At 76.6% G+C, this 15,684-nt stretch carries 14 protein-coding genes; 3 read left to right on the top strand and 11 right to left on the bottom strand.

Annotated elements, in window-relative coordinates; genetic code table 11:
* Positions 1 to 15: 15 nt before the first annotated feature.
* Genes V6D49_RS04415 through V6D49_RS04405 form a run of 3 tightly spaced genes read right to left on the bottom strand, consistent with a single transcriptional unit; the run spans position 16 to position 2,181 of the window.
* Positions 16 to 414: a cation-transporting P-type ATPase gene (locus V6D49_RS04415; RefSeq protein WP_340557291.1), complete on the bottom strand. Its 399-nt coding sequence runs from the start codon at positions 412 to 414 to the stop codon at positions 16 to 18.
* On the bottom strand, positions 401 to 1,279 hold the full coding sequence (locus V6D49_RS04410; RefSeq protein ID WP_340557289.1) for a universal stress protein: 879 nt from the start codon (positions 1,277 to 1,279) through the stop codon (positions 401 to 403). The genes V6D49_RS04415 and V6D49_RS04410 overlap by 14 nt, the downstream gene beginning before the upstream one ends.
* Entirely contained in the window at positions 1,276 to 2,181 is a 906-nt protein-coding gene (locus V6D49_RS04405; RefSeq protein ID WP_340557287.1) for a universal stress protein, read from the bottom strand. Before V6D49_RS04405 ends, V6D49_RS04410 begins: the two co-directional genes overlap by 4 nt.
* A 341-nt stretch (positions 2,182 to 2,522) precedes the next feature.
* Between V6D49_RS04405 and V6D49_RS04400 the strand changes: the two genes are divergently transcribed.
* Positions 2,523 to 3,245 carry a response regulator transcription factor gene (locus V6D49_RS04400; RefSeq protein ID WP_340557285.1) on the top strand — a complete coding sequence of 241 codons (723 nt, stop codon included), beginning with the start codon at positions 2,523 to 2,525 and terminating at the stop codon, positions 3,243 to 3,245.
* A gap of 43 nt (positions 3,246 to 3,288) precedes the next feature.
* Here V6D49_RS04400 and V6D49_RS04395 read toward each other — a convergent pair whose 3' ends face one another.
* From V6D49_RS04395 to V6D49_RS04385, 3 genes are all read right to left on the bottom strand, one after another.
* Positions 3,289 to 4,995: a sensor histidine kinase gene (locus V6D49_RS04395; protein WP_340557283.1), complete on the bottom strand. Its 1,707-nt coding sequence runs from the start codon at positions 4,993 to 4,995 to the stop codon at positions 3,289 to 3,291.
* A gap of 72 nt (positions 4,996 to 5,067) precedes the next feature.
* On the bottom strand, positions 5,068 to 5,757 hold the full coding sequence (locus V6D49_RS04390) for a helix-turn-helix domain-containing protein (RefSeq protein WP_340557282.1): 690 nt from the start codon (positions 5,755 to 5,757) through the stop codon (positions 5,068 to 5,070).
* A gap of 149 nt (positions 5,758 to 5,906) precedes the next feature.
* A complete protein-coding gene (locus V6D49_RS04385; RefSeq protein WP_340557280.1) occupies positions 5,907 to 6,788 on the bottom strand; it encodes a universal stress protein in 882 nt (293 codons plus the stop codon).
* A 266-nt stretch (positions 6,789 to 7,054) separates the two neighbouring features.
* Here V6D49_RS04385 and V6D49_RS04380 point away from each other — a divergent pair, with 266 nt between their 5' ends.
* Positions 7,055 to 7,978: a universal stress protein gene (locus tag V6D49_RS04380; protein ID WP_445330464.1), complete on the top strand. Its 924-nt coding sequence runs from the start codon at positions 7,055 to 7,057 to the stop codon at positions 7,976 to 7,978.
* Positions 7,979 to 8,015: 37 nt separating this feature from the next.
* Here V6D49_RS04380 and ppdK read toward each other — a convergent pair whose 3' ends face one another.
* From ppdK to V6D49_RS04365, 3 genes are all read right to left on the bottom strand, one after another.
* Positions 8,016 to 10,664, bottom strand: coding sequence for a pyruvate, phosphate dikinase (gene ppdK / locus V6D49_RS04375; protein ID WP_340557276.1), 2,649 nt, complete (start codon positions 10,662 to 10,664; stop codon positions 8,016 to 8,018).
* 45 nt (positions 10,665 to 10,709) lie between these two features.
* The gene (locus tag V6D49_RS04370; protein ID WP_340557274.1) at positions 10,710 to 11,591 is read right to left on the bottom strand and encodes a universal stress protein; all 882 of its coding nucleotides are present in this window, start codon (positions 11,589 to 11,591) and stop codon (positions 10,710 to 10,712) included.
* 103 nt (positions 11,592 to 11,694) lie between these two features.
* Positions 11,695 to 12,447, bottom strand: a complete 753-nt coding sequence (locus V6D49_RS04365) for an SDR family oxidoreductase (RefSeq protein ID WP_340557273.1) — start codon at positions 12,445 to 12,447, stop codon at positions 11,695 to 11,697.
* A 277-nt stretch (positions 12,448 to 12,724) separates the two neighbouring features.
* Here V6D49_RS04365 and V6D49_RS04360 point away from each other — a divergent pair, with 277 nt between their 5' ends.
* Positions 12,725 to 13,342 (top strand): peptidoglycan-binding domain-containing protein, encoded by a 618-nt coding sequence (locus V6D49_RS04360; RefSeq protein WP_340557271.1) that lies wholly within the window; start codon positions 12,725 to 12,727, stop codon positions 13,340 to 13,342.
* Positions 13,343 to 13,357: 15 nt separating this feature from the next.
* On the opposite strand, the gene V6D49_RS04355 is transcribed toward V6D49_RS04360, so the two are convergent.
* Complete coding sequence (locus V6D49_RS04355) at positions 13,358 to 14,722, bottom strand: sensor histidine kinase (protein WP_340557269.1); 1,365 nt, start codon at positions 14,720 to 14,722, stop codon at positions 13,358 to 13,360.
* The gene (locus V6D49_RS04350; RefSeq protein ID WP_340557267.1) at positions 14,719 to 15,396 is read right to left on the bottom strand and encodes a response regulator transcription factor; all 678 of its coding nucleotides are present in this window, start codon (positions 15,394 to 15,396) and stop codon (positions 14,719 to 14,721) included. The genes V6D49_RS04355 and V6D49_RS04350 overlap by 4 nt, the downstream gene beginning before the upstream one ends.
* Between the last annotated feature and the right edge of the window lie 288 nt (positions 15,397 to 15,684).

The following is a 15,684-nucleotide window of genomic DNA, read 5'->3' as shown; positions in this document are numbered from 1 at the left end:
CGGCCGTGGTGTCCGTCAGCGCGCGCAGCCCGCCAACGCCGCTTCGGCCTTCGACTCCTGGGCGGACCCGATGGCCGCGTTCACCAGCACCACGCCGAGGATCACCGAGGCGTCCACGTACTCGCCCAGGGCCGTGGTGACCGCGCCCGCCGCCAGGAGCACGTAGACCAGCGGATGGTGGAACTGCCGCAGCACGCGCGTCAGCAGCCCGCCGCCCGCCGCCGGGGGCAGGACGTTGGGGCCTAACCGCTCCTGTCGCCGCGCCGCCTCCGGTGGGCTCAGGCCGTCCTCGGCGTCGCTCTCCAGCAGCAGCACGACCTCGTGGGCCGGCAGGGTGTGGTGCGCGTCGGACGGGCGGACCGCCGCCCGCCCGAGCGCGCCGTCGGCCTCGCCGTCGGCGTCAGCGCCGGACATCGGGGCGCCGCACGACGGCGACCGGGCAGCGGGCGTGGTGGAGGACGGCCTGGCTGACCGACCCGAGGAGCAGCCCGGCGAAACCCCCGCGTCCCCGGGCACCGACCACCAGCAGGCCGGCGTCCGCGCTCGCCTCGATGAGCGTCTCGCGGACGCCGCCGCGCACCACCGCCCGCTCCACGGGGACGTTCGGGTGGCGCTCGCGCCGACCGGCCAGGCTCTCGGCCAGGAGCCGCTCCTCGTCCCCGCCCGGCGGATCCGACGGCGTGGGCGCGCCGGGCGGCAGCGGGGTAGCGGCGTGCAGGGCCCGCACGCCGGTGCCCCGGAGCGCCGCCTCCTCGAAGGCGAACGCGACCGCCGCCGCTCCGGTCGGCGATCCGTCCACGCCGAGCAGCACCGGGCCGGACGCGTCGCCCTCGCCGCGCACCACCAGGAGCGGGCAGTGGCCGTGCGCCGCCAGGTGCACCGCCGTCGAGCCCAGGAGCAGGCCCCGGAACTCCCCCCGTCCCCGGCTCCCGACCACGACCATGGCCGCTGAGCGCGAGGCGGCCTCCAGCATCGTCAGCGGCTCGCCGGGCAGCACGGCACCGCTGACCCGCTCGCCCGCCCCCGCCGCGCGGGCCGTCTCCACGGCCTCGGCCACCAGCGCCTCCGCCCGGTCCCACAGGCCGCCCTCACCGGGGGCGTCGGGCGGGCCGGGTGGCCGGAGGGGTACGGGTGTCGTGAGGGCGTGCACGACGTGCAGGGCCCGTCCGCGCAGCCGCGCCTCGCGGGCCGCGAGGACCACCGCCGCCCGGCTCGACCGCGATCCGTCCACGCCGACCACCACGGCGCCGGGTGCCGACGCCGTCTCCGCCGCGCTCACCGGTGCGGGACCACGGCCACGGGCGCGTGGGCGTGGTGCAGGACGGCGAGGGCGACCGGACCGACGTGGGTGCCGAACGGCGACCGGCGCACGCGCCGTCCGACGACGACGAGCGCGGCGGAACCCGCGTCCTCCACGAGGTGGTCTGCCGGGCCGCCGCTGACCACCTGCGCGGTGACGCGGACGCCGGGGAACTTCTCCTCCCACGGACGGAGCATCGTCCGCAGGTGCTCGGTCGCCAGGTCGGAGACGTCCGTGTACACCTCGGGCGGCAGGACGTAGGGGTCGGCGCCGTAGATGAGGGGCATGCGCCAGCTGTGCACGGCCCGCAGCGGGGCGTCGTGGCGCGCGGCGGTCTCGAAGGCGAAGGCGAGGAGTTCCGCGCAGGGCTCGTCCACGTCCACCCCGACGAGGATCTCCCGGGGCCGGTCGGCCGAGCCGGGGGCGCCGTCGTCCGCACCGCGCTCCCCGGCGCCTCCGTCCGGCTGCCGGGACCTCACCAGGACCACGGGGCACGCGGTGTGCGGCACGGTCCGCAGGCCGACCGAGCCGACGAGGTGGCCCAGCAGCCGCCCCAGGCCGCGTGAGCCGAGGACGAGCAGGTCCGTCTCGCCGGAGGCCTCGACGAGCTCCTGGTGCGGACGGCCCTGGCGCACGTCCGTGCGCGTGGGCAGGCCGGGGTGGCGGCGGGACGCCCGCTCGGCGGCCTCCGCGCAGATCCGGTGCGCGGCCCGGGACTCCGCGTCCGCCTCCACGACGGCCGAGTACGGCACGGGCACGGGCTGGTAGACCTGCACCAGCCGCAGCGTGGCCCCGCGCAGCGCGGCTTCGTCGGCCGCCCAGTCGGTCGCCGCGAGGCTTTCGGAGGAGCCGTCGAGCCCCACGGTCACGGTGTGCGTCATGGTCTTCCTTCGGCAGTGGCGAGGGGCGGCGGGCGGCCGCTCCGGTCCTTCGTGTGCGGAGTACCGCGCCGGGGAGCGCTGTAACGGGCCGGACCACTCCGGCGTCCGAACGGTCCCGTCCGGCCGCGTGCCCCGGCGCCGTCCCCGCGGCACCACCGTCGCCCGCTCGCCCCGGCCCGCACAGGTGGCCGACCGGCCCTGTGCGGGTGCCGGAGGTCCCGGGAGTGCCGGCCGGGACGGGAGCCAGGCCCGGAAGAGGGCCGGACGGCCCTGGCCCGCAGGGGCGGCCTCGCCCAGGATGGAGGAGTCCTCCCGCCCCGACCTCAGCAGGGAACTCCGCCATGACAGACCGGCCCGGCTTCACCGCGGCGCACCCCGTGCGCGTCTTCCTCCTCGACGACCACGAGGTCGTGCGACGGGGGGTGCACGACCTGCTGGACGCGGAGCCGGACCTGGAGGTCGTGGGGGAGGCCGGCACGATCGAGCAGGCCCTCTCGCGCGGCCCCGCGCTGCGTCCGCACGTCGCCGTGCTGGACGTGCGGCTGCCGGACGGGGACGGCATCGGCGTCTGCCGTGAGCTGCGCTCGCGCATGCCGGAGCTGGCCTGCCTGATGCTGACGTCCTTCGACGACGACGACGCCCTGCTGGACGCCATCCTGGCGGGCGCCGCCGGCTACGTGCTCAAGCAGGTCAAGGGCTCGGACCTCGTCACGGCGGTGCGTACGGTGGCCTCCGGGCAGTCCATGCTCGACCCCGCCACCACGGCCCGCCTGATGAGGACGCTGCGTGGTGACGCCCCCGGAGAGCGTCCGGCCCAGGGCGACGCCCTCGCGGGGCTGACGGACCGGGAGCGGGAGATCCTGGCCCTCATCGGCGACGGCCTGACGAACCGGCAGATCGGTGCGCGGCTCTTCCTGTCCGAGAAGACGGTGAAGAACAACATCTCGCGCCTGCTCGCCAAGCTGGGTGTCGAGCGCCGTGTGCAGGCGGCCGTCCTGGCCACGCAGGTCGGCCCCCGCGCCACCGAACAGCCCGGCGGACGGGCGCAGGGCCGCACGCCCTGAGCGACACCCGCCGGGCGGCCGGGCGGCCGGGCACGGCCCTCGCTCAGTCCTCGCGCAACGGAACCGTCCACCGCAGCCGCGTCCCGCCCGCGTCCGACGCGCCCAGCTCCAGCGTCCCGCCCAGCCGTTCGGCGCGTTCGGCCAGGTTGCGCAGCCCGCTGCGCCGCCCTCCGGCGCGCAGACCGACGCCGTCGTCGGTGACGCTGAGGGCGACCTGCCCGCCGCCGACCACGAGCGCCACGTCGACGCCGCGCGCACCGGCGTGCCGGGCGACGTTGCTCAGGGCCTCCGCCAGCACGGCGGTCACGTGCTCGGCGGTGTCGGCGGGCACCGAGGTGTCGACCAGGCCCTCCATGCGCAGAGACGGTGTGAAGCCGAGGGTCCCGGCCGCCTGTTCGAGAAGCTGGGCGACGCGGACCCGCAGGCCCTGACCGCCCGCGCCCTCCCGGCGGCGCAGCCCGAAGATGGACGACCGGATGATCTTCGCCGTCTCGTCCAGGTCGTCCACGGCGCGCGCGAGCCGTTCGCGGGCCTGCGGATGGTCGACGAACCGCTGCGCGCTCTGGAGCGTGATGCCGGTCGCGAAGAGCCGTTGGATCGCCACGTCGTGCAGGTCGCGGGCGATCCGGTCGCGGTCCTCCAGCAGGGCGATCTGCTCGGCGGACCGCCGCCGGTCGGCCAGCTCCATGGCGATCGCCGCCTGCCCGGCGTAGGCCAGCAGCGGCTCCGTGTCCCCCTCGCCGAACGCGACCCCCTGCTTCCCCCGCGCCAGCGCCAGGACGCCCCGCAGGCCCTCGCCCGTGCCCAGGGGCACCGCCACGGCGGGACCGAGGCCCGTCCAGGGCGAGACGTCGTCGACCGTCGGCTCGTCGCCGACGTCCGCGCGGGTGACCGCCGTGCCGGACGCGGCGGCCAGCCCGACGAAGGTGCCCTCGCGGGGCACCAGCACATCGCGGCGCTCCCGGGACCCGTCGCCGAGGGCCAGGGCCACCCGTAGCTCGGGGCCGCCCGGCACGGGCAGCAGCAGGGCGCCCAGGTCGGCGCCGAGGATGCGGCGGGCGTGGTCCACGATCATCTCCAGCGCGTGCGGCTCCTCGGCGCCGGACAGGAGCCCCTCGGTGACCCGCGCGTTGGCCTCCAGCCAGCGCCGGCGGGCGCGCTGCCGCTCGTAGAGCCGGGCGTTCTCGATCGCGACGCCCGCCGCCACCGCCAGCGTCGAGACGACCGCCTCGTCCTCCTCGTCGAAGTCCCCCCGGCCGCGCTTCTCGGTCAGGTAGAGGTTGCCGAACACCTCGTCGCGGACGCGGACGGGCACGCCGAGGAAGGACCCCATCGCGGGGTGGTGGGCCGGGAAGCCCGACGAGGCGGGATGCCGCGAGAGGTCCGGGAGCCGCAGGGGCTGCGGGTGGCGGATCAGCTGGCCCAGCAGCCCGTGTCCGGAGGGCAGCGGGCCGATCGCACCGGCCTCCTGCTCGGTGACGCCCACCGTCAGGAACTGCGCCAGCCCGCCGTCCTCCCCGATGACGCCGAGGGCTCCGTACCTGGCGTCCACCAGGTCGGTGGCCGCCTCCACGATGCGCCGCAGCACCTGCGGCAGCTCCAGCCCGCTGCCGACCGAGAGTACGGCGTCGAGCAGGCTGTGCACGCGGTCCCGGGTGCCCCGCATCGCGTCGATGCGCACCTGCAGTTCGTCCAGCAGCTGGTCGAGACCCAGTCTCGGAAGGTGCTCGGCCCCCGCGTCACGGTCCATGGACGACGCCTCCTCACCCCGGCGCCCCCACCGTAGCAATCGGGCCGGGGCCGCTCGGCGCTCGGCCCGTCCTCAACGGGACGCGACGCGGCGGCCGGTGAGGTGACGTGGGGTGATGCGCACCCACAGGGCCCGCTCACCCGGCGGCCACGGCCGTGAGTACGCCTGCTCCGCCAGGCGGCGTTCCTCGTCCTCGCCGGTCACCCGGCGGGCGGGGCCGCGCACCAGGACGCTCCAGCCCTCACTGAGCGCGTCGTCGATGCGGTCGACCTCGAAGGTGGTGTCGGTACCGGCGACGCCCGCCGGTCCGGCCCCGGGCGCTGTCCGGAAGACGATGTCGCCCTCCACGACGCTGTAGTTGACCGGCACGATTGCCGGGCCCTCGGAGGTGGCCGTGACCAGCCGGCCCACGCCGTGCGTCCCGAGCAGCTCCCGGCACTCCGCCGGGCCCAGCTCGTGCATCTCGGCGCCCGCCGCCGCGCGGCCGGTGCCCGGCGGAAGGTCGGTCACACCGCCGTGCAGCGCGGCGACCGTGGTCTCCAGCGCGTTCGCGATGCGGAGCAGGGCGCCGCTCCCCGGTGCGGCGCTGGGCCGCTCCTCCAGGTACTCCAGGTAGCCGGGTGCCGTGCCCGCCCGCAGGGCCACCTCCTCGCGGCTGAGGCCCAGCTCCTCGCGGCGCCGGGCCATGCGCCGTCCGATGTCGCCCCGGGCCCTGCCGTCCCCGGACGCCGGGCCCTCGGCCCCGGCCTCGTGTGCGGTCATGGTGGCGCTCCTTCACTCCCCGTGGAACCGGCGCGGTCACCGGGCTCGGGCGGTCGAGTCGAACGGTCTCCTTCCAGGGTGCCGCGCGGGAGGACGTCCGCGCCTCCCGGCCCGCGCGGCCCGGCCCGGGCCACCCCAAGGCTCCGGGATCACGCGTGCGGCACGACGGCCACGGGAGCCGTGGCGTGGTGCATCACCACCTGGGCCACCGGCCCGACGTGGGCCCCCGGACCGGTGTACGTCACCCGGCGTCCGACGACCACCAGCGCGGCCCCCTCGGCCGCCTCCACCAGCCGTTCGGCCGGGGAGCCGGTGACCGTCCGGGCCGTCACCGCGACGTCGGGGTACTTCTCCCGCCACGGCAGCAGGCGCTCCGCGAGCTCCGCCGCGACGACGCCGGTGGCGCCCGACTCCTCCAGGTCGCCGTCGTCGTCGTCGATGTCCTCCAGGAGCAGGGGCGAGGGGCGGCGCACGTGCAGCACCAGCAGCGGCGCCCCCCACCGCGCGGCCGTGCCGAAGGCGTGCCCGACGACCTCGGCGGCGGCCTCACCGCTGCCGAGACCGAGGACGACGCGGCCCGTCGGCACCCCGTCCTCGGCGTGGCCCTCCCGGGCCGTCCCCGCCCGCACCAGCACGACGGGGCACGCGGCGTGCGGGACGGTCCGGAGGGCCACCGAGCCGACGAGGTGGGCGCGCAGCCGGCCCATGGCGCGCGTGCCGAGGACGAGCAGCTCCGACTCCTCCGACGCCTCGGCCAGCACCGAGGGGGGTCGCCCGGCCGGGGTCTCGGTGCTCGTCCGCAGCTCCGGCCACCGGAGCGCGACGCGGTCGGCGGCCTCGCGGCACACCTGGCGGGCCCGCTCGAAGTCCGCCTCGGTCCTGGCGAGCGCGGCGTACGGGTACGGCGTGTTGTCCCGGACGCACACCAGGCGCAGCGTCGCCGCCCGGGAGGCGGCCTCCCGGGCCGCCCAGTCGGTGGCGGCCAGGCTCGCCGCTGAGCCGTCCAGGCCCACGGTCACGGTGTGTGTCATGGTCGTCCCTCCACGTTCGGCGGGGCGGTGTGCCCCCTCACCTCACGGTGCTCCTGCCGGGCCGTCCCGGTACAGGGCCGCCCGGCCCGGGCCCGTGGGCCGGTCGGCCTTCCGCGGGGCGGGCCGCCGCGCCCTTCCCGCGCCAGCCCACCACGTGGCACGGACCGGGGCTCCGGCGACAGGGCCGAACGGCCGCAGAAAGTGACCGATCGGCGCCTGCGGGGGCACGGTGGCGTGGAGCATCGTGGAGACAGGAGGTGGCGAGGATGCCGCGGAGGAACGCAGAGCAGGGGAGGCCGTCCGTGCCGGGACCGGTGGTTGTCGCAGTGGACGGATCGCAGTCGAGTCTGGCGGCCGTCGCCGTTGCCGTGGAGGAGGCCCGCACCCGGCACTGCGCGCTGCGCGTGGTGCACGCGTTCATCTGGCCGCTCATGCACGTGCCACTGGGCCCCTCCGAGCTCGGCCCGTCGGACGGCGGGCTGCGCCACCAGGCCGAGCGGCTGCTCGAGGAGGCGGCCGACCGGGCGCGGGAGCTGGCTCCCGAGCTGGAGATCACCCCGGCGCTCGTCACCGGTGAGCCGCTCACCGTCCTGGAGGCCGAGTCGCGCGCGGCGACGCTGGTGGTCGTCGGCAGCCGGGGGCTCGGCCGGTTCGTCGGGCTGCTGGTCGGGTCCACGGCGGTGCACCTGGCGGCCCACGGGCACTGCCCGGTGCTGGTGGTACGCGGCCGGGAGGACCCGACGGGGGACGTCCTGGTCGGCGTGGACGGCGGGCCCACCGACGAGGCGGCGCTCGCCTTCGCGTTCGCGGAGGCCTCCCGGTACGGCGTCGGGGTGACCGCCCTGCACGCGTGGGACGGCTGGAGCACCCCGGTCGAACTCGGCCCCGGAGACCCGCACACCGCGCTGTACGAGAAGAACCACCTCCAGCACCAGGAGGAGCGCCTCCTCGCCCAGACGCTGTCGGGCTGGCGGACCGCCTACCCGGACGTGCCGGTCGAGCGGCGGCTGGTCCGGGAGCATCCGCGTCAGGCCCTCATCGAGGCGAGCGGGACGGCGCGCCTCCTGGTCGTCGGCGCGCGCGGCCGGGGCGGGTTCACCGGACTCCTGCTCGGCTCGGTGAGCCAGGCGATGCTCCAGCACGCCCGGTGCCCGGTCGCCGTCGTCCGCACGGACAGCCACGGCCACTGACGGCGTTGACGGCGCTGACGGCGCCGCCCGTCAGCCGTCAGCCGTCCGCCGGGCCGCCGCCCGGCTCCAGGGCCGCGCGGGCCGCCTCCAGCCGGGCCTCCGGGACGCGGTAGGGGGAGCAGGAGACGTAGTCCAGACCGACGTCGTGGAAGAAGTGCACCGAGTCCGCGTCGCCCCCGTGCTCCCCGCACACCCCTGTCGGCAGGCCGGGCTGCGCGGCTCGGCCCTCCTGGACCGCCGTGCGCACCAGGGCGCCCACACCCTCCCGGTCCAGCACCTCGAAGGGGGAGACGGGGACGATGCCCCGGTCGAGGTAGGTGGGCAGCAGGGTGGCCTCGACGTCGTCGCGGGAGAGACCCCAGGTCGTCTGGGTGAGGTCGTTGGTCCCGAAGGAGAAGAAGTCCGCCTCCGCGGCGATGCGGCCTGCCGTGAGCGCCGCGCGCGGCAGCTCGATCATGGTGCCCACGGGGCAGTCCACCCGCTGGCCGCTCTCCGTCGAGACGGCGGCCAGCACCGCGTCCACCTCCTCGCGCACCAGACGCAGCTCCTCGGCGGCACACACCAGCGGCACCATGATCTCCGCGTGCGGGTCACCCCCGTCGCGACGCCGGGCCACGACCGCTTCGGCGACGGCGCGCACCTGTGTGGCCACCAGCCCGGGGACGACCAGGGCCAGCCGGACGCCGCGCAGCCCGAGCATCGGGTTCTGCTCGTGCATCCGCTCCACCGCCGTGTAGAGGCGCACGTCGCGCTCGTCCGGCGCACGGTCCGCCGCCTCCGCCGCGGCGACGCGGACGGCGAGCCGGGTGCGGTCGGGCAGGAACTCGTGCAGGGGCGGATCGAGCAGCCTGATCGTCACCGGAAGCCCGTCCATCGCGGCCAGGAGCGCGGTGAAGTCGGCCCGTTGCAGCGGCAGCAGGGCGCTCAGCGCGCGTTCCCGGTCGGCGTCCGTCCCGGCCAGCACGAGGTCCTCGATCAGCCGCCGGCGTTCGCCGAGGAACATGTGCTCCGTGCGGCACAGACCGATGCCCTGGGCCCCGAAGCGCCGCGCCCGGGCCGCGTCCTCGGGGGTGTCGGCGTTCGCGCGCACCTGGAGGCGCCGCACCGCGTCGGCGTGGTCGAGGGTACGGGCGACGGCGTCGGCGAGGCCGCCGCCCTCGCCCGTCTCGAAGTACCGCGTCAGCGGAGAGGCGACGAGCGGCAGGCCGCCGAGGTGGACGGTGCCGGCCGAGCCGTCGACGGAGACCACCGTGCCCTCCGGGAGCACGGTTCCGTCCGGCAGGGTGCAGCGCCGCGCGGCCGGGTCGACGGTGAGGTCCCGGGCGCCGCACACGCAGGCCCGTCCCATGCCCCGCGCCACCACGGCCGCGTGGCTCGTCTTGCCGCCGTGGCTGGTCAGCACGGCGCGCGCGGCGATCATGCCGGGCAGGTCGTCGGGGGTGGTCTCCCGCCGCACGAGGACCACGTCCTCCCCGCGCGCCGCGCGTTCCACGGCCGTTCCCGAGTCGAGGACGACCGCGCCCACCGCCGCTCCGGGGGAGGCGGGCACGCCGCGTGCGACGGGCTCACCGGCCGCCTCGGCGTCGAAGCGTGGGAACAGCAGGCGCCCGAGCTGCTCCCCGCTCACCCGCCGCACGCCCTCCAGCGGAGTGATGAGCCCCTCGCCGACCAGGTCGTCGGCGATACGGAACGCCGCCTCCGGGGTGCGCTGCCCGACGCGGGTCTGCAGGATCCACAGCTCGCCCCGCTCCACCGTGAACTCCACGTCGCACAGGTCCCGGTAGTGGGCCTCCAGCGTCCGCAGGTGCTCGCGCAGGGTGCCGTAGGAGACGGGATCGCTCGCTTGGAGCCGTTCGAGGGAGCCGGTGTCCCGGGTTCCCGAGACGACGTCCTCCCCCTGGGCACCGGAGAGGTAGTCGCCGTACGCGCCGGGCCGGCCGGTGGCCGGGTCGCGGGTGAAGGCCACCCCCGTGCCGGAGCGGGGGCCCAGGTTGCCGTAGACCATCATCTGCACGTTGACGGCCGTCCCGAGGTCGTCGGGGATGCGGTCGCGCCTGCGGTAGACGCGGGCCCGCTCGCTGTTCCAGGACCGGAAGACCGCCCGGACGGCCGCCACGAGCTGCTCGCGCGGATCCTCGGGGACGGCGCGCCCCGTCTCGTCCCGGACGACCCGCCGGAGGGCGTCCACCAGCGCGGGCCCGTCCGCCGGGCCCAGCGCCTCCCGCGCCCGGCGGAACCGTTCGGCCGCCACACCCATCGCCGTGCCGCCGAACATCTCGACGAAGCGGCGGTAGCAGTCCCAGGCGAAGGCCGGGTCGTCGGTGGCCCTGGCCAGGCCCGCCACCACGGCGTCGTTCACACCGAGGTCGAGGATCGTCTCCATCATCCCCGGCATGGACCGGGGTGCGCCGGAGCGTACGGACAGCAGCAGCGGGGTGCGCGGGTCGCCGAACGTCCGGCCGGTGGCGGCCTCCAGCGCCGTCAGCCGGTCGAACAGCTCCTCCGTCAGGCCCGGCGGTTCCGTGCCCTGCGCGAGGTAGGCGCGGCACGCCTCGGTGGTGACGGTGAAGCCGGGGGGTACGGGCAGTCCGAGCCCCGTCATCTCGGCCAGCCCCGCGCCCTTGCCGCCCAGGAGGTCCGCCATGTCGCGGCCGCCCTCGGCGAAGTCGTACACGTAGCGGGACATCTCGTGTTCACCTCGGACCTGGACGGGGGTGAGGCCGTTCGTTCCTCAGGGGTGCGGGACGACGGCGACGGGGATCTCGGCGTGGTGCAGCGCGGCGTGGGCGAGGGAGCCGATATGGGGCCCCAGGCGTCCGCGCCGGACGTGCCGTCCGACCACCAGGAGGCCGGCGTCCGCCGCCGCGTCGAGCAGGAGCCGTCCGGGCACGCCCACCACGGCCCGCGCCTCCACCGGCACTGCGGGGTGCTCCTCCGCCCACGGCCGCAGCAGGCCGACCAGCGCCTCCTCCTTCTCCTGGTTCAGCTGGACGCGCGCGTCCTCGGCGGCGACGAGCGGCCGGACGCCGAAGGCGGGCGGGGGCTCCCAGCCGTGCACGGCGTGCAGCGCCGCTCCCCAGCGGGCCGCCGTGTCGAACGCGAAGGCCAGCACCTCCCCCGCCGGGGCGTCGAGATCCACGCCGACGACGACGCGCGCCCGGGGCGCCGTGGTGGCGGTCTCGGGGGGCGACGGCTCCGGCCGTGGGCGGACGAGCACGACCGGACCGTGCGCGCGGGCGACGGTCGGCAGCGCCACCGACCCGACGAGGAAGCCCCGGATCGCGCCCAGACCCCGCGAACCGAGCACCAGCAGCCCGGTGGGGGAGCTCAGCTCGGCCAGCACGTCGGGAGGCGCGCCTTCCCGCACCTCCGTGGTGCTGCGCAGCGTGGCGTGGGTGCGGTGGAGTTCGGCCTGGACGTCCTCGGCGGTGTGTTCGGCCCACTCGTGGGCGGCCGCCTCCCCGGGAACGCGGGCGAGCGGGTCGGGGTCGACGTCCTGCACCTGCACCAGGAGGAGCGGCGCCTCCCGGCTCACGGCCTCGCGGGCCGCCCAGCGCGCGGCGACCCGGCTCTCCAGTGAGCCGTCCAGTCCGACGACGACGTGCTGCGGCATCACGCACCTCCACGGCGGCGTTCGGCGTCACGGTGCGGGCCGCCGCCGTCGGCCGCAGGCCGTGCCGACGGCGGGAGCCCGGGCGTGCGCATCGCGTCCATGGTCATGTCTCCTCGTCGGCGAGGATGCTGCTCCCGGTGGTCGCCCCGCCGTCGACGACGAACTCGCACCCGGTGGAGTAGGTGGCGTCGGCGGCCACGAAGAGCACCATGCGGGCCACCTCCTCCGGGGTGCCGAACCGCGCGATCGGCTGGGCGGCGGCGACGGAGTCGTCCATGTCGGCGGTCATGGGGGTGCGGATGGGGCCCGGATGCACCGAGCACACCCGGACGCCGTCCGCCGCGAGCTCCAGCGCGGCCGACTTCGTCAGCCCCCGCAGGCCCCACTTGCTGGCCACGTAGGCGCCGATCCGCGCGTACCCCATCAGTCCGGCGGTGGAGGACACGTTGACGACCACCCCGCCGCCGGCCCGCCGCAGCGTCGGCACCAGGGTGTGCGTGCCCAGCCACGGCCCGTACAGGTTGACGTCCAGGACGCGCCGGAACTCCTCGGGCGCCGTCTCCTCGACCGTGCCGAAGGCCAGGACGCCCGCGTTGTTGACGAGGACGGACACGGGCCTCCCGGACTCCCCCTCCGCGCGGTCCGCCGCGTCCCGCCACTGCTCCGCGCTCGTGATGTCCAGGTGCAGGAACGTGGCGGCGGAGCCCAGCTCGTCGGCGCGGCGCTCGCCCTCCTCGTCGAGGACGTCGCCGATCAGCACCGACGCCCCTTCGGCGACGAAGAGTGAGGCGATTGCGGCACCGATACCGCGCGCGCCTCCCGTGACCAGGGCCGTGCGGCCCGTCAAACGTCCCATGGGTTTACCGCCTCACTCGGCTTTCGGTCGTCTCGCCGTCCGGCCCGCCCGCGAAGGAGCCGTGCGCCGTGCTGCGGGCTCCCTTCCAGGCTCCTCCGGGCGGGGGCGGTGCGCGAGTTGGCAGTACGCGGGGCGGCGGAACGCAGGGCTGCGGGGGTCGGCGCGAGGCTGCGGGCGCGGAGCGGTGGGAGCTAGACTCGGCCGCGACTCGTTCTGAGAGCGCTCTCAGGAGCCTTGTGGGCTTCAGGGGCTCCCGTGCGGGGAGGGAGGGCCGCCGATGCGGTGGACGGGCGCCCGGCTGGGGGTCGCCACGGCGCTTGCCGCGCTCGGCCTGTTCGCCGCCGCGCTGGTGCACTTCTTCGCACAACCCGTGACGCCCTTCGAGCCACCGCCGATCCCGACACCCGTCGTCGAGCCCCCGACGGCGTCCCCACCCGCCGTCCCCGACGCACCCGCCACCGCCACGTCCGCGCCGACGGACGCCCCGGGCGGCGGGTCCACCGCCCCCGCGCCCCTTTCCTCCCCGGGCCGGGACACGCCCCCCAGGGACGTCGGCGTCGCGGCGGAGGAGCCGACCCCCGAGTCCCCGCCCGCCCCGGCGGCCCCGACATCGCCCCCGCCCCGACCGAGCGCGCCGGAGGACGCCGCACCGGAGCCCGGGGAGACGCCCCGTGAGACCCCGGCCGTGCTGGCGCGGGGGGACCGGGGGAGTGCGGTGCTCGACCTCCAGCGCAGGCTGCGCACCGTCGGCATCCACACGACCCCGGTGGACGGCGTGTACGGACAGCCCACGGAGGCGGCCGTCCAGAACTACCAGGCGCTCAGAGGCGTGCAGGCCGACCCGAAGGGGGTGTACGGGCCGCACACGCGGGCGGCCCTGGAGAGCGAGACCTGACGGCGGCCGACCGCCTCACCCCGCCCCGTCCGGAAGCGAGGACGCGCCCCCGCGCGCGCCGTCCCCTCCCATCCGACGGCGTGCGGGCGGCCGTCCGGCCCCCAACCGCAGGCACACCCGGGCACCGCCGAGCCGGCCCGTACCGATCACCAGCCGCCCGCCCGCCGCCCCGGCCACGCGCGTCGCGATGTCCAGCCCCAGCCCGCTGGAGGCACCGCCGCTGTGCCCGCGCGCCCGCGCCGCCTCACCGGCGGGGATCCCCGGGCCGGCGTCCTCCACGACGAGGGCCGGGACGCCGTCCGACGGCCCGGCGTACACACCGCACCGGGTGCCCGGCGGGGTGTGCCGGAAGACGTTCCCGAGCAGCGCGTCCAGGGCCGCCACGACGTCCTCCTCGGGCACCGCCACCTCGACCGGCCCCGCGTCGACGGTCACCTCGCACCGCCTGCCCTGGGCCTGGGCCAGCGCCGACCAGAACGCCATGCGGGCGCCGACCACACCCGCGAGGTCACCGCAGTGCCCCCGCCCGGCCGGGGGCTCGGCCGAGCCCTTGCGGGTGAGCCCGATCAGCCGCGTCACCTCCTGGTCGAGTGCCTGCACCGCGCCGCGCAACCGCTCCGCGACCTGCCCCTCGACCCGGTCGGCCTCCAGCCTGAGCGCGGTCAGCGGCGTCCGCAGCCGGTGCGAGAGGTCGGCGGCGAACTCCCGCTCGTGCTGCATCAGCTCGGTGATCCGATCGGTCATGGCGTTGAAGGCCGTCGCGACCTCGCGCACCTCGCGCGGCCCTCCGACGCGCACGCGGACGCCGAGTTCCCCCCGGCCGACGGCCGAGGCCGCGTGCACGAGGTCGTCCGACGACCGCACCAGGCGACGGGCGATGCGGTCCGCGCCCAGCACCGCGACCAGCGTCAGCGACGCGACGGCGGCGGCGAGCACCGCCCAGGCGGCGAGCACGCCGTCGGTGCGTTCGTCCTTCCGCACGACCGACTCCACCAGGGCCGTGCCGCCCTCGGGCAGCCGGACCGGAAGCAGGATGACCTCCTCGCCCCCGGCCCGGGCCCGGACCGTGCGCCCGTCCCGCACGGCCCGCCGGGCGGCGTCCCCGGAGGCGTGGCACCGACCCACCGCCGCGGCCCCCGGCAGACGCACACAGGTGGAGGCCGCGTCCTCGCCCGTGCTGCGCCACGCGGCCCGCACCGCGTCCGCGTCGCGGGTCGCCGCGAGCACCGTCACCAGCACCGCCGCCCTGCGCTCCGACCGCTGCTGGGCGCGGTCGGCCGCCTGCTGCCGGGCCGCGTAGCCGAGGGGCAGGGCGAAGGCCAGCGCCGTGAGCAGTGCGACACCGAGGGAGAGGCCCAACTGCCAGGTGCGGAGCGTCATGTCGCGGGTATGGCCAGCCGCAGGCCCACGCCCCGGACGGTCTCCACGTAGCCCGGGTCCCCGCCACACGCGGCCAGCTTGCGCCGGAGCCAGTACACGTGGACGTCGATGGTGCGGTCGTACACGTCGCTGCCCCGCCACACCTCGGTCAGCAGCTCTCTGCGGGTGACCACCGCGCCGTCCCGCCGCGCCAGGTACGCGAGCAGGTCGAACTCCCGTCGGTTCAGGTCCACGCGCGAGCCGCCCAGCGTCACCCGCCGCCGCGCCAGGTCGATGACGAGGTCCCCGGCCGTGAGGGTGTCCGGCGGTGCCTGCCCCGAGCGGCGCAGCACCGCCTGGACGCGGGCCGCGAGCTGCTCCCCGGAGAACGGCTTGGTCACGTAGTCGTCGGCCCCGTCGCGCAGCAGCCGGATGATCTCCGACTCGTCGCTGCGGGCCGTCGCGATGATGACCGGGACCCGGCTGATCGCCCGCATCATCCGCAGGACCTGTCCGCCGTCGAGGTCGGGCAGGCCGAGATCGAGGACGACGAGGTCGGGCAGGGGCGGGACGAGCCGCCGCATCAGCTCCATCGCGGTGCCGACGGAGGTCACGCGGTAGCCGGCCGACGTCAGCGAGCGGGCGAGTGCCTCGCGGACGAGTACGTCGTCCTCGACGACGAGAACCGTGGTCATGCGTGCACGGTAGGTCAGCGAAGCCGGTCACCGGCAGGGGTCGTCGCCAGGGGCCACCGGCAGGGGTCGCCGGCAGGGGTCGCCGTCCGTCGACGGGGCGTCAGGACGCGGGGTGGCCGCGCCGGTCCGCGCGATGCGCCGAGCCCGGGGATAACCCGCGGCTGTCGCGCGGATAACGCTGCCCTAACGGTCGTCCCCGGTACCGACTCTGGCCGCGATGAACAGGCGTGCTCTACCTTTCGATGAGTGGGAGCGCTCTCAAGGCGCATGTTCCACGGTTGCGACGCC

The sequence above is a fragment of the Streptomyces sp. GSL17-111 genome (assembly GCF_037911585.1).
In the GTDB taxonomy this organism is placed as follows: Bacteria; Actinomycetota; Actinomycetes; order Streptomycetales; family Streptomycetaceae; genus Streptomyces.
This window is presented reverse-complemented; position numbering and strand designations above follow the sequence as displayed.